Origin of the sequence: Fervidicella metallireducens AeB (assembly GCF_000601455.1) — a bacterium.
In the GTDB taxonomy this organism is placed as follows: Bacteria; Bacillota; Clostridia; order Clostridiales; family Caloramatoraceae; genus Fervidicella; species Fervidicella metallireducens.
In genome coordinates, this window is record NZ_AZQP01000001.1 from 67756 (window position 1) to 82105 (window position 14350).

A 14350-nucleotide genomic window follows, 5' to 3' on the forward strand; every position below is an offset into this window, starting at 1 on the left:
TAACTTTTAGGACAATTATCATATATTGCTAGATTAATGCATATAAGATATGGAGGGGGTGATTTTATGGTAAGGGAAACAGAAATATCAACACAATTTGGATTTAGAATAATTGAAATTATACCAATGAGGGGAGTATATTTATTAAAAACAGACAAAGGAGATAAATGTTTAAAAAAGGTTAATTACGGTTTACAGAAATTAATGTATCTATATAATGCAAAAGAACATATAATAAAAAACGGATTTAAAAATATAGACATGTATTTATTAACCCCCACAGGTGTACCCTATGCACTAGTAAATGATGATGTTTACGTTGTTACTGAATGGATTGATGGAAGAGAATGTGACTTCAGAGATGAAGAGGATTTAAAACAGGCATCAAAGCTATTGGGGGAATTTCATCTATTAGCAAGGGGATTTATTCCAGATGAAAGTGTAAGGATGAGAAATGATATTGGAAAACTTGAAAAAACCTTGGAAAAAAGGCTGTCTACATTGAATAAAATGAGGGATATGGCAAGAAAGAACAAGAGAAAAACGGATTTTGATATTATGTATTTATCCAATGTTGACTTTTATATAAAGCTTGGGCAACAAGCATTAAATACTTTGGATATTGAAGCATACAACAGGGTATGTCAGGCAGCTTTAGAGGATAACGTATTATGTCATCATGATTATACTTATCACAATATAATAATGGGTAATGATGGTCAAAATTACATCGTAGATTTTGATTATTGCAAAGCTGAAATTCAAATATACGATGTATCTACTTTGATGGTAAAATCGTTAAAGAGATTGGAATGGAATCCAGAGACTGCAAAGGCAATACTTGAGGCATACAGTCAGGTGAAACCAATAACCAGTGATGAGTTAAATATACTAAAGACTTTACTTGTGTTCCCACAAAGATTCTGGAGACTTGCAAATAGATATTATTATAAAGAATCAAGATGGAATACAGATACCTTTAGTAAGAAGATGTCAGAAATAATAAATGAAAGAGAACAATACATGAATTTTATAGAAAACATTGATAGTATTCTTTATTAAGCATAGGGAATAAATTATGGTTTTTGTGGATATGAAAATAAGAGATTAACACCGATAGAAGTATTCGGTGTTAATTTTTTGAGATTAACATAAAATAACCAGATTCATATAATATAGTATAAGAATAATGCAGGAGTGATTAAATGGAGGAGTACAGTGTGGGGGATGTGGTAATAAGAAAGTCATACGGTGGTGATGTCTATTTTAAAATAGTGCAGATTGTAAAAAAACAGGATGGACAGAATCTTTATATTTTAAAAGGCACCAATTTAAGAATAATGGCAGATGCACCACAGAATGATCTTGAAAAGCCAGGGCTGAATAAAATAAGTGATAACAATGATGTTTTTAACAAAAGAATAAATTCATTGATGAAAAAGATTTTAATGCAGAGGAAGAACAATACATCTTCAAGGGGGGGGCTTATGCAAAAGACAAAAGATGGGTTAGCCTTCGGAAGAGCTGGAAGGGTTCTTCATATCGATGGAGATGAAGAATATATGAATATCTGTGTAAGGGGTTATAAACAGCTTGGTATCGAATGTGTAGGAAAAATGGTTCCTGAAATGCAGCAACCCCAGGTAATTTTAAATCTTTTAAAGGAATATAGACCAGATATTCTAGTATTAACAGGTCATGATGGGATGATAAAGGGCAGCCAGAACTATTTAAGTCTTGATAGCTACAGAAACTCTAAATATTTTGTAGAGGCTGTTAAAAAGGCCAGAGAATATCAATCCTCCTATGATGAGCTGGTAATATTTGCTGGAGCATGTCAATCAAATTTCGAAGCATTAATTGAAGCTGGTGCTAATTTTGCAAGTTCTCCACAAAGAGTATTAATACATGCATTGGATCCAGTTTTTATTTGTGAAAAGGTTGCCTTCAGTAATATATCTAAATTTGTATCTCCTGATGAGGCACTGGAGAATACAGTAACTGGAGTTAAGGGACTTGGTGGGTTGCAAACAAGAGGAAAGTTCAGAGAAGGTATGCCAAAATCTGCATACTCATAGAAATTTAAAACACTGAAAAGCCCATATAATCCTAAAAAGCCAATAAAATTTTCTTTAATTTGAATGATTGGCTGATAAGGTTATGGGCTTTAATAGTGTTATCCTATAATTTGAACAAAACAATACCCCTTAAACTATTGTTGATTCTTCATTTATTGGGTTTTATAAAAAATCAAGTTGAAAATGAAGTAAAAATTTAATAAAAATAAAAGATTTATAATACAATCAGGCAATTAACATTTTATTTACATTGTATACATAAAATTTTAATATTGACACTTTGAATAAATACTGATAAAATATAATATTTTTATTGACTAATTAGTTTTTTTGGTGTAATATTGTATATGTGGAAAGAGGGTGTTTGTATGAGAGGAAAAGAAGTTTTAAGTGCCATAAAAAATGATATTGAGGGGCACATAGGAGAAAAAGTTCTTCTTAAGGCAAATAGCGGACGAAGAAAGGTAGTAGTTAAAGAAGGCATCCTTGAAAAGACATATCCTAATATATTTGTTGTAAGGGTCGAAGGAAATGACAATAGCTCAAGAACTATTTCATACAGCTATTCGGATATTTTAACAAAAACAGTTCAATTAGTGTATAAAAAGGGTAATGTTGCAATAGGATAAACCGATTTATTCGGTTTATTTTTTTATGTAAGATTTTAAATAAAAAACAAAACCGCCAACGGGGCGGTTTTGTTTTTTGGGGTTATGGGTTTGGCAGCTTATTTTTCTTTTAATAGGGGGATAAAAGAAATATAAACTAACTTTTGGGTATTGAGAATTTATGAGAGGTTATATGGTCATCAACAATTCAATATGATAAAGCATAGCTGTATTAAAGTCAACATAAAATCAAAAAGAAGTAATTTTAAGTATAAATTTAATTTTCAGAAAAATTAAATTGGTAATTTAATAAAGAATTTGGTAATATCAACGTTTTTATTAGCATATTTTTTATAGAAAGCTAATAAATTATATTAGGTAAAATGGGTGGGAGGGATATAATGCCTGTAGAAATAGTAAGAGATATGATAAATTATGAAAAACTGGTTGGGGAAGGCTCAAGCCAAACTATCGTAAAGGGTGATATTGTATTAGAGGATAGAAACCCTGATATGGAAAGAATATTATGCATGGACGGTAAAGCTAAAATTGTCAGTTCAGAAGTAATGGAAGATAAGGTTATAGTTGAAGGTAAGGTTAACTTTGAAATCTATTACACAACTATGGATGAGAATAATGAGGTTTATAAGAAAACTGCATCATCAAATTTTAGTCACACTATTCAGGTGCCAGGTACAACTCCAAAATCCTATTGTAAGGCTGTAGCAGATATTGAACATATGGATTTTGAACAGGTTAACAGTAAAAAAGTGAACGTAAGTGCTGTTATTAACATAAGAGCTGCTGCTTATGATATGGATGTTGTAGAAGCAGTGTCAGACATCAGAGGGGATAATGTTCAGCTGCTTAAGGATTCTGTTGAGGTAGATGAACATATTGGTCATGGTAGTGGTCAATCAATTATAAAGGGTAAAATTCAATTACCTGAAGATATGCCAGAGGTTAAGAGCATACTGAAACCAAATGTACATGTTCATAAAAAAGATATAATAGTACAGGATGGAAAAGTAATCATTAATGCCTGTGCCCTTATTAAAGTTATGTTTATAACTACTGAACAGCATCTTATGAACATGGAACAGGATGTTGCATTTACCCACGAGTTGAACATACCTGAAGTAAAAACTAGTATGAAATGTGACGCAAGGTTTGATATTGAAGATATTTATGAAGATATAACAGAAAACGAAAATGGAGAAAGAAAGAATATCGATATAGAAGCTGTCATTGGAATCAATGCAAATGTATATATGAATAGGGAAATACAGACCATAGTAGACGCCTATTCACCTGAAGAAAGATATGAAATAGAAAGAAGAAGTATTAAGTCAATTGGATTCTATGCTGAGGGAACAGATTCACAGACATTAAAAGAAAGAATTATTCTTCCGGAGAATGCTGAAGGAATAGACAAAATTAAGACTATGATGGTAAAACCTTCAATAACTGATTTAAGTATAATTGAGGATAAACTTTTAATTGAGGGAGTTGTAAATTGCTGCAGTATCTATATGGCAGCTAACCAGGAGGGTGGAGTTTTCTGCTATGAAGAAGAAATTCCTTTTAAAGCAAGTATTGACATGCCAGGAACAAAAATAGATATGATGCCGGAAGCGACAGTTAATATTGAACATGTATCATTTGAAAAGATTTCACCTAGGGAAATAGAGGTTAAGGTGATTTTAGAATGTGAAGGAAAGGTTTATAGAAAATCCTTTGTTGACGTTGTTAAGTCTGTTCAGGAAACAGAACTGCCTGAGAACATAAAGAACATGCCAAGTTTAATAATCTATAATGTTCAGCCTAATGACACACTTTGGAAGATTGCGAAGAAATACAATACAGCTATGGAGGATATTTTAAAGATAAATGATATACCAGACCCTGATGAAATTCAGCCAGGATTTAAAATTTTAATCCCAAATAAAAGGTTTATAAAGTAGTGTATATCTGGGGCTGTGGTAATAGTAGTTAAAAAGTGCTAATACCACAGCCCTTATTTTGCAGATTGTTTATCATGCTATGATATAAGAACGTCATAATAATTGCATAAGTTTTAGACCATTTCATCAAGTAAGTCTAAATTTTTCTTTGATTTAAAAACCTTACATTTTCAGATAATGTATGTCAACAATCTCACCTCCCAAAAGGGAGGTTTTTTGTATAAAGGTTTAAAAATTGGAAAATATAATTAATAAACTGATTTTCTTACACTCCTAATAAATTTTGATAAGGTGGATAAGGATGAAAAAAAGCTGCGGAAATTTAATTATAATTGGTGGAGCTGAGGATAAAGAAAAGGAATGTGAAATCTTAAAAGAGGTTGTTAAAAGGTCAGGCAGAAAAAAAGGTGATTTTATAGTACTTACCGCTGCAACAGAAGAACCAGATGAGGTTGGTGCTCTATACAGGAAAACCTTCAGCAGACTTAATCTAAAGGATATAAAAATCATTGATATCAAAAATAGAGCAGATGCAAATAGAGAGGACTATAATAGACAGGTTCAGGAAAGCAGATGTATTTTCTTCACTGGTGGAGATCAGCTTAAGATAACAAGCTTAATCGGTGGAACAGCAATTTATACCAGTCTCAAGACAGCATATGATGCAGGTACACTGATTGTAGGTACCAGTGCAGGTGCATCCTGTTTATCCTCTACAATGATCGTTTCAGGCATAGATGACGAGTCACCAAGGAAATGTACGATTAAAATGGCTCCAGGGCTTGATATTCTTAGAGGCATATTAATAGATCAGCACTTTGCCCAAAGAGGCAGAATTGGAAGACTGCTTAATGCAGTGGCACAGAACCCTGAAATACTTGGCATTGGAATAGATGAAAATACTGCTGTTTCCATAGAAGAAAGCACTGAATTTAAAGTTTTAGGTTCAGGGGCAGTCACTGTTGTTGATGGGAGCAGTATATCTCATACAAATGTATCAGAATTATCTCCAGATGAGACCTTAGCTATAACTGATATTAAGCTTCATATACTGCCTAAGGGATATAGATATGATATTGAAAACAGAATCACTTTACATGAGAAAAAAGAAGAGGGGAATAAGAATGAAGATAATTGAAACAAGAGTATATACTGGCAGAAATATTTATAGCCATAAGCTTTGTGTAAGGTTTACTGTTGATGTAGAAGATAAGGCTGATACACCAACAAAAGATATAAAGGGATTTAATAAAAAACTGGTTAATGCATTACCTGGGTTAAAAAAACATAAATGTTCTCTTGGTTTTGAAGGTGGTTTTTTAGAAAGGTTAGAAGAAGGAACTTACCTTCCCCATGTTTTTGAACATATGTTAATAGAAATGCAGAATTTACTTGGTTTTACAGAAGTGAGATATGGAAAGGCCAGATGTGTTAAAGGTTCAATTTATCATGTTATTTGCCAGTATGAATTAAAAGAGGCAGCCTTATTATGTGCAGAATATGCCTTAAATTGCGTCAATGCCTTCATAGAAGATAAGGAATTTGATTTAAATGATGCTATTGGGAACATAGAAAGACAAATCGTTAATATAAGATTAGGACCAAGTACAAAGGGAATCTATGATGAGGCTGTAAAAAGAGGTATACCTGTAATCAGACTTGGAAATGAAAGTATGCTTCAGTTAGGCTATGGAAAAAAACAAAAACGCATTGAGGCCACATTAACGGAAAATACTTCATGTATAGCGGTGGATATATCCTGTGACAAATCACTTACGAGAGAGGTTTTAAAAAGTGCCTGTTTACCAGTTGCAGATGGTGAATGCGTTGAAAATATAGACGAAGTACTTATTTCATGCAGGAAAATAGGGTATCCTGTTGTGATAAAGCCCATGTATGGAAGCAAAGGCAGTGGTGTAACAGTTGGCGTCAAAGACGATAAATCTGCCATAGAGGCATATAAAATAGCCTCAAAAATAAATAGGAAAGTTTTAATTGAAAGATACATAGAAGGCAGAGATTATAGGGTATTGGTAGTAGGTAAAAAGGTGATTGCAGTTTCCTTAAGGATTCCTCCATATGTTACTGGTGATGGGGAATCTAATATACTTGAGCTTATAGAAAAGGAAAATGAAAACCCTAAGAGGGGTTATGACCATGAAAAGCCTTTAACCAAGATACCAATTGATGATATTACTATAAACTACTTAAAGAATAAAGGACTGAGTTTATGTCATGTACCTAAAAAAGGGGAAAGGATTACTTTAAGATTTAATGCAAATATTTCCACAGGTGGAGTAGCAAAGGATTGTACTGATATTATTCATCCAGACAATATTGAAATTGCCATAAGAGCAGCAGAAGCAGTTGGACTTGATGTAGCAGGCATCGATATATGTACAAAGGATATCTCAAAATCTATGAAAACAAATTCAGGAGCTATCCTTGAGGTAAATGCTGCTCCGGGAATCAGGATGCATATGTACCCCTCATTAGGTAAGGGAAGAGATGTTCCAAGTTACATACTGGATTATCTGTTCCCTAGTAAAAGTGAATACTCAATCCCTGTGATATCAGTTACAGGAACAAATGGTAAAACAACAACAACCAGATTAATAGCACATATTATGTCCCTTAAAGGTTTATGTGTGGGTATGACTACAACCAGCGGGATATATATTAATGATAAATGTATTATAAAGGGAGATACCACAGGACCAGACAGTGCAAAAACCATACTTATGGATAAAAGAGTAGATATAGCAGTACTAGAGACAGCCAGGGGAGGAATTGTAAGAAGGGGTTTAGGGTACGACTTAGCTGATGTTGGAGTTATTACAAACATATCAGAGGACCATTTAGGTATAGATGGGATAAATACAATGGAGGAATTAGCAGATGTAAAATCCCTGGTAGTTGAAGCAGTAAAGGATTACGGCTATGCTGTGTTAAATGCTGACGATGAAAGTGTAAATTTATTAAGTCAGAGAGTCAAGTGTAATATAATATATTTCTCCAAGAGTGAAGATAATCTTATTTTGAAAAAGCACATTATGGATGGTGGTATAGGTATATTTATCAGGGACAATTTTATTTGTCTGGCTGATGCTGAAAGGGTAGAACCTATTATTGACATTTGCCAGATACCATCAACATACAATGGAAAACTTCAATATAATGTTGAGAATTCAATGGCTGCAGTTGCAGCTTGCATAGGCCTTAGAGTTGATGTAGAAACTATAGCAAAGGGACTTAAGACATTCTATTTAGATGCCGCACAGAATCCAGGCAGATTTAATGTGTATAATGTTGATAACTTTAAAGTTGTTGTTGATTACGGTCATAATATAGGGGGATATACGGCAGTTATAGAATCCTTAAAAAAGATGGAATTTAACAGACTTGTAGGTGTTATAGGTGTACCAGGAGATAGAACCGATAGCAGTATTATTGAAGTAGGAGGAATATGTGGAAAGGGATTTGATTATATTTATATAAAGGAGGATGCTGATAAAAGGGGGAGAAAAGAAGGGGAAGTTGCAGCGCTTCTTGAAATGGGAATACTTTCTGCCCATAAGGAAAAAGAAAATTATAAAGTAATATTGAGTGAAACTGAGGCATTAAAGACAGCCCTAGAAAATGCAAAAGATGGTGACTGCATTGCTGTATTCTATGAGGATTATGATGGGATAATTAAAATAATCAATGACTTTAAGGATAATAAAGGAGCAATAAAAGAAAAATTAGATGTAGTTTAAATATATTAATTATTGAGTTGTTTTAAGAGGCAGATTATAAGCTATAAGAGTCATTTTAGATATAGTCTGCCTTTTACATTGGAAGGGTAAAGATATATACTGCTCTAATTCTATTTGAAGTATAATTGACTTTGGTATATAATAATACATAAAAAGGAAGAGGTTGGTAAAAATATGGACAAAGTGACTATTAAGTGCCCGGCAAAAATAAATTTATCCTTAGATGTAATAGGTAAAAGAGAAGATGGATATCACCTGTTGAGAATGATAATGCAGACTGTGTCTTTATTTGATAATGTTACAGTTCAAAAGGGCTCAGAGGGTATAAATATATATTGCAATAAGAGCAGTGTACCATGTAACGAAAATAATTCTGCATATAAGGCAGCAAAGCTTATTTTAGATAAATTTCAAATTAAAAGCGGCGTAGATATATTAATAGATAAGGAGATTCCAGTAGCTGCGGGGCTTGCTGGCGGAAGCACAGATGCCGCAGGAGTAATAAAAGCCATGAATGAAATATTTAAACTCCATATGACAATGGAGGATATGATGGAGATAGGATTGAAAGTAGGTGCAGATGTTCCTTACTGCATAATAGGTGGAACTGCTTTAGCCGAAGGGATAGGTGAAAAATTGACTGTGTTAAAACAATTTAAAGAAACCTGGTGTGTATTGGCAAAGCCACCGATTTCAGTATCAACAGCAGATGTATATGGTAGTCTTAAGCTCGATGAAATCGTAAGGCATCCTGATACGGAGGAACTTATAGATAATATTGAGAAAGAAGAAATTGATATCCTTGCAAAGGGAATGGTAAACGTTTTAGAAACAGTAACCATTAAAGAGTATCCAATTATACTTGAAATTAAAAATATTATGAAGGAATTCAATGCGCTTGGAAGTCTTATGAGTGGAAGCGGACCTACAGTCTTTGGTTTGTTTAGGGACAAGGCTGAGGCTGAAAAGTGCTATCACAGGTTAAGAGACTATTTAAAGGAAGTATATCTTGTGAAAACCTTATAAAAAGGAGTGTTTCTTATGGTAAATGCACTTATTCTTTCAGGGGACAGGGGAGAGGATGGAAAATCAAAGGCTCTTTTGAAAATATCTTCAAGGTATATGGTGGAGTATGTAATTGACTCTTTGAAACAATCAGGATGTGTAAACAGGATATTTATAGTAGGAGATGAGGTTTTAAAAAAGGAGATAGGACATCTTGTAGATGGCATTGTAGAACCAGGAAACAGTATAATTGAGAACATAAGAAAAGGTATAGAAGAAATAGGGGATTATAAAACACCTTTGATTGTATGTACTTCTGATATACCTATGGTTAATGGTGAGGCAATAAGAGACTTTGTAGACAGATGCAGAGAAAAGGGATTAGAGCTTGGATATCCAATCATTGATAAAAGACTTAATGATGAGAAATATCCAGAGGTTAAAAGGACTTATGTAAAAATGAAGGAAGGTACCTTTACTGGGGGAAATATTCTATATATGCACCCAAGCATTGTTGAAAGATGTACTGAAAAGGCTGATAAATTAGTAGAATATAGAAAAAAACCATTTAAAATGGGGAAGGTATTAGGTTTTACTTTTCTTTTAAGGCTTGCAATTGGAATGCTGTCAATACCAGCCGTTGAGAAAAAGATATATGAAATGTTTTCTGTAAAAGGAAGTGCAATAGATACACCTTATCCTGAGATAGGAAATGATGTTGATAAAGCAGATGACGTTGAATTTGTACTAAAACATATAAATAAAACTGCATAATAAGGGAGTTATATAGCTTAAAAATTGATGTATAATTCAGTTTGTCGAATTTAGGGTATTATTTTTTGAATAATACCCTTTTGTTTTGCAAAAATTAACTTTAAACCAGTCTGGAGGTGTTGATATTGAACTTATTAATAAGATTTATTGTTAAATATTTTGACACAACTGTTTTGTTTTTGTTTTTGCTCTCCGGTATATTGTTGATTTTTTTAGACAGCAGAGAATACAAAGGTAATAATTTAACTAAAGAATTTAAATTTTCAAGGTTTCTTGGTTATACTTACATGATTATAGGGATTACCTTATTCATTATTGCAAGATATATCAGAGTTTAGGAGTTGATATCATGAACTTATTTGGAAACAACAAGAAAAAGCAGTTAACTTTTGAATATATCCCTGACGCAAAGAATCCAATTGAGGAAGATATAGATGAAAATATAAATAAAATAAAAAGTGTTCTGGAAAACTGTAACGACATAGTTTTCAGGGATTTTAAAATTGGTGGTGTAGAGGGTAGGAGATCCTTCTTATTTTATGTTGATGGAATGGCAGATAAGGTTTTAATAAATGACTTTGTTCTTGAACCTTTAATGTTGATTTCAAGGCAGGTAAGTCCTTCATATGAACAGATAAAGAACTTTTTAGTGGATGCAGTAAAAAGTTCTGCCTTAGCAGTAACTGAAATAAGAGAAGTAGAAACCCTGGAAGAAGCATTAATGGCTGCATTATCAGGGGATACTGCTCTGATGATTGATAAGCATAATAAAGCGATAATTATTTCTTCAAGAGCTTGGCCAGCAAGAGGGACATCTGAACCGAGTTCAGAAACGGTTATAAGAGGGCCAAGGGATGGATTTGTTGAAACTATAAGGATGAATACTGCACTTATAAGAAGACGTATAAGGGATCCAAGACTTAAGGTGAAACAGACACAACTTGGTATCAGATCACAAACAGATATAGCAATACTTTATATTGATGACATAGTAGATAAAAGGGTATTGGATGAGCTTGACAAGAAACTTAAAAAAATAAACATAGATGCAATTTTAGACAGTGGATACCTGCAGGAATTTTTAGAAAACAGAAATATAACTCCTCTTCCTCAGGTTCAGGTTACCGAAAGGCCTGACGTTGTTGCAGCTGCTTTATATGAAGGAAGAGTAGGAATTCTAGTTGACAATTCCCCCTTTGCACTGATTATACCTGTTACTATGACAGCATACCTTCAATCCCCAGAGGATTATTATGCAAGACCGATGATTGCAACCTTATCCAGATGGATAAGAGTTTTTGCAATGCTGGTTGCTATTATAGCACCAGGATTATATATAGCAATTGTATCCTTTCACCCGGATATAATACCAAGTAAGCTTGCAATATCTATAGCTGCAACAAGAGCAACAGTGCCTTTCCCTGCATTTATTGAAGCGATAATTATGGAAGTAACCTTTGAGCTTATAAGAGAAGCAGGTATAAGACTGCCAAGGCCTATTGGTTCAACAATTGGTATTGTTGGTGGTCTTGTAATTGGTCAGGCGGCAGTTTCAGCAGGAATTGTTGGACCTTTCATGGTAATAGTTGTTGCCATCACAGCTATTGCATCCTTTGCAGTTCCAAGCCACGAAATCACTGCAGCTGTTAGAATCTTAAGGTTTATTTTTATTATCGGAGCCTCAATCTATGGTTTATATGGAATTATGCTTGTTGGTATTTGTTTTGCTATACATCTTGTAAGCTTGAAAAGCTTTGGAGTTCCAGTTATGGCTCCCTGGGCACCCTTTGAATGGAATGATTTTAAAGATGGCTTAGTTATGAGAATCTCTATGAAATACATGAGAAGAAGACCGGAGCATTATGGACCGAGGGATATTATTAGACAGGGAGGTAATAAAGATGATTCCAAATGATGATAAGATTTCTGGAATACAAGTTGGTATTTTTATATATTTAACTGTCTTAGGTGTTGGAATATTGACTTTACCTGCATCTGTTGTTAAAGCTGCTGAAAATGATGCCTGGTTAGTTACATTAGTATCTGGACTTTTGAGCCTTATTTTCATCTATTTGATGTGTAAAGTAGGTGAAAAATACAGTCAATATGGATATGTTGGTACACTGAAAAAACTCTTTGGCGGTTTTTTAGGAACATTAATAGGGCTAGTTACATTTGTTCATTTTTTGGTTTTCACTGCAATAGAACTTAGAATTTTTGGTGAGACAACAAAACTCTACCTCCTTACTAACACGCCCCTTGAATTCATCATTCTACCGCTGCTTCTGATTGCAGCTGTACATGCAAGAGCAGGCATAGAGCCGATTGTAAGATTTTTTGAGTTTATAACTCCAATGGTTCTATTTGTTCTGATAATATTCATACTATTATTTCTTCCTAAAAGCGATTATAGCAATTTAAGACCCTTTTTTTCACAGGAACCCATCAAATACCTAAAGAGCATAGATCAAACTATCTTTGCCTATGCAGGATATGAAATACTTATGGTTATCTTTCCTTTCATAAGAAAACCAAAGGAGGTACGAAAGCCTGCAATTATAGCTATGCTTTTTATTACACTATTATACACTTTAGTTATCATTCAGGTTTTAGCAAGATTTGGGGTAAAGGAAACGCAGTCACTAATATATCCAACAATGACATTGGTAAAGAGTTCAGACGTACCTGGTGCCTTCATAGAGAGAACTGAAGGTCTTATGATGGCTCTATGGATTTTGTTTATTTATACATCGGTAATATCCTTTGTATATGGTCTATCAGTTGTTGGTGCAGATGTATTAAAACAAAGAGAAAGAAAACATATAATATCCTTGTCCTTGCCATTGGTGTATTTAATAGCACTTCAGGGAGATAGCGTTGCAGATGTTTTCAAAATAAGTGATTTATTGACAATGACATCGAGCCGCTTTATGTTCATGATTCTGCCCTTATTAATGTTTTTGATTTCAACTATTAAAAAAGGGAGGAACAGGAGTAATGAAGGTTAAAGGTGGGTATCTTTCCCTTATACTTATTTTAACTGTTGTCTTTACTGGCTGTTGGGATATGAGGGAGATTGATCAAAGGGCAATAGTTGATGTAGTAGCAGCTGATTCCTTAGTAACTGGAGGGGAAAAGGATAAAAATGTTAATAATGCCTATTTTGAAAACCAGCCTAAGAAGGTCAAATATATACTACAAGCAATATCCCCAGGGAAAATTGCAAAAGGAGATCCTAAGCCTTATACAAGGGTTGAAGGAAATGGAATTTCAATTGCTGATGCTATTAAAAGGATAAGTGAAAAATTCGGTAATTTCCCATTTTATCCCCATGCAAATGTATATATCTTTGGTGAAAAACTTATAAGTAATAGAGAGGTATTTAAAGGAGTAATAGATGATTTAGAAAGATATCCTCAGTTTAACAGACAGATGAGGATAGTGGTAGCTAAAGGCAGTATAAATGACATTCTAGATTCAAATGTTAAGATAGAAAATCTATTAGGAGCATATATAAAAACCATTGTTGATAATTCCCAAAAGCTTGGGAATTCCATAAGTGTTAAAGCAGGTGATTTGCTCATTGGATTGAGAAATGAAGGAAAGGCAGTAATACCTTGTATCAAAAAGGAAAAAGATGATATTGTATCCGATAAGATTGCATTAATAAAAGATTACAACCTGCTTACATATATGGATAAAAAATATGTAAGAGGATTTCTGTGCTTAAACAATAAGCTTGAAAAAGGGAGAAAAGTTATTGTATCAGGAGATAAATATATATCCTATGCAATAGTATCATCAAAACGAAGAATCTGGCTTACGGACAAAGAAAATTTAAAATACACTATTGCAGTTGAAATGGAAGGGGATATTTATCAATACAGGTTTAATGACAAACTGATAGGTTCTGATAAGATTGAAGAAATAAAGGTAAAGCTTGAAGAATCAATGAAAAAAGAGTTAGAAGATACCATAAGGTACTTTCAGAAGGACGTTGGTGTTGATTATTTAGGAATTGGTGAATACACAAAAAAATACCATTACGATTTATATAAGAAATATCAAAATAATTGGGATGAGATGTTTAAAAAGGCTGAATTTGATTTTGATGTTGAAATGTATATCAGAAGGGTAGGACCAGCAAGATAAGTAATTGGGAA

At 33.5% G+C, this 14350-nt stretch carries 12 protein-coding genes; all 12 read left to right on the forward strand.

Going from position 1 to position 14350, the window contains the following annotated elements; genetic code table 11:
- Positions 1-66: 66 nt before the first annotated feature.
- The 12 genes from Q428_RS00320 to Q428_RS00375 all read left to right on the forward strand — a co-directional run bounded on the left by Q428_RS00320 (position 67) and on the right by Q428_RS00375 (position 14339).
- On the forward strand, positions 67-1062 hold the full coding sequence (locus Q428_RS00320) for a CotS family spore coat protein (protein WP_035377115.1): 996 nt from the start codon (positions 67-69) through the stop codon (positions 1060-1062).
- A 143-nt stretch (positions 1063-1205) separates the two neighbouring features.
- On the forward strand, positions 1206-2078 hold the full coding sequence (gene yabG / locus Q428_RS00325; protein ID WP_035377117.1) for a sporulation peptidase YabG: 873 nt from the start codon (positions 1206-1208) through the stop codon (positions 2076-2078).
- 368 nt (positions 2079-2446) lie between these two features.
- Entirely contained in the window at positions 2447-2707 is a 261-nt protein-coding gene (locus Q428_RS00330) for a Veg family protein (RefSeq protein ID WP_035377119.1), read from the forward strand.
- A 380-nt stretch (positions 2708-3087) separates the two neighbouring features.
- Positions 3088-4650 carry a DUF3794 and LysM peptidoglycan-binding domain-containing protein gene (locus tag Q428_RS00335; protein ID WP_035377122.1) on the forward strand — a complete coding sequence of 521 codons (1563 nt, stop codon included), beginning with the start codon at positions 3088-3090 and terminating at the stop codon, positions 4648-4650.
- 301 nt (positions 4651-4951) lie between these two features.
- On the forward strand, positions 4952-5788 hold the full coding sequence (locus tag Q428_RS00340; protein ID WP_035377124.1) for a cyanophycinase: 837 nt from the start codon (positions 4952-4954) through the stop codon (positions 5786-5788).
- Complete coding sequence (gene cphA, locus Q428_RS00345) at positions 5775-8408, forward strand: cyanophycin synthetase (RefSeq protein WP_035377126.1); 2634 nt, start codon at positions 5775-5777, stop codon at positions 8406-8408. The genes Q428_RS00340 and cphA overlap by 14 nt, the downstream gene beginning before the upstream one ends.
- Before the next feature lie 183 nt (positions 8409-8591).
- Positions 8592-9434: a 4-(cytidine 5'-diphospho)-2-C-methyl-D-erythritol kinase gene (gene ispE / locus Q428_RS00350; RefSeq protein WP_035377279.1), complete on the forward strand. Its 843-nt coding sequence runs from the start codon at positions 8592-8594 to the stop codon at positions 9432-9434.
- Positions 9435-9449: 15 nt separating this feature from the next.
- A complete protein-coding gene (locus tag Q428_RS00355; protein WP_035377128.1) occupies positions 9450-10187 on the forward strand; it encodes an NTP transferase domain-containing protein in 738 nt (245 codons plus the stop codon).
- A 125-nt stretch (positions 10188-10312) separates the two neighbouring features.
- Entirely contained in the window at positions 10313-10525 is a 213-nt protein-coding gene (locus tag Q428_RS00360) for a CLC_0170 family protein (RefSeq protein WP_035377130.1), read from the forward strand.
- An 11-nt stretch (positions 10526-10536) separates the two neighbouring features.
- A complete protein-coding gene (locus Q428_RS00365; protein ID WP_035377132.1) occupies positions 10537-12102 on the forward strand; it encodes a spore germination protein in 1566 nt (521 codons plus the stop codon).
- Entirely contained in the window at positions 12089-13195 is a 1107-nt protein-coding gene (locus Q428_RS00370; protein ID WP_035377134.1) for a GerAB/ArcD/ProY family transporter, read from the forward strand. Before Q428_RS00365 ends, Q428_RS00370 begins: the two co-directional genes overlap by 14 nt.
- Positions 13185-14339, forward strand: coding sequence for a Ger(x)C family spore germination protein (locus tag Q428_RS00375; protein WP_035377136.1), 1155 nt, complete (start codon positions 13185-13187; stop codon positions 14337-14339). The genes Q428_RS00370 and Q428_RS00375 overlap by 11 nt, the downstream gene beginning before the upstream one ends.
- Positions 14340-14350 lie beyond the last annotated feature (11 nt).

What these genes read in the sequence shown, in the direction of transcription:
- yabG (WP_035377117.1), top strand. Translation starts at nt 1,206, where the DNA reads ATGGAGGAGTACAGTGTGGGGGATGTGGTAATAAGAAAGTCATACGGT.
- Q428_RS00340 (WP_035377124.1), top strand. Translation starts at nt 4,952, where the DNA reads ATGAAAAAAAGCTGCGGAAATTTAATTATAATTGGTGGAGCTGAGGAT.
- Q428_RS00320 (WP_035377115.1), top strand. Translation starts at nt 67, where the DNA reads ATGGTAAGGGAAACAGAAATATCAACACAATTTGGATTTAGAATAATT.
- Q428_RS00355 (WP_035377128.1), top strand. Translation starts at nt 9,450, where the DNA reads ATGGTAAATGCACTTATTCTTTCAGGGGACAGGGGAGAGGATGGAAAA.
- Q428_RS00375 (WP_035377136.1), top strand. Translation starts at nt 13,185, where the DNA reads ATGAAGGTTAAAGGTGGGTATCTTTCCCTTATACTTATTTTAACTGTT.
- cphA (WP_035377126.1), top strand. Translation starts at nt 5,775, where the DNA reads ATGAAGATAATTGAAACAAGAGTATATACTGGCAGAAATATTTATAGC.
- Q428_RS00330 (WP_035377119.1), top strand. Translation starts at nt 2,447, where the DNA reads ATGAGAGGAAAAGAAGTTTTAAGTGCCATAAAAAATGATATTGAGGGG.
- Q428_RS00370 (WP_035377134.1), top strand. Translation starts at nt 12,089, where the DNA reads ATGATTCCAAATGATGATAAGATTTCTGGAATACAAGTTGGTATTTTT.
- Q428_RS00335 (WP_035377122.1), top strand. Translation starts at nt 3,088, where the DNA reads ATGCCTGTAGAAATAGTAAGAGATATGATAAATTATGAAAAACTGGTT.
- Q428_RS00365 (WP_035377132.1), top strand. Translation starts at nt 10,537, where the DNA reads ATGAACTTATTTGGAAACAACAAGAAAAAGCAGTTAACTTTTGAATAT.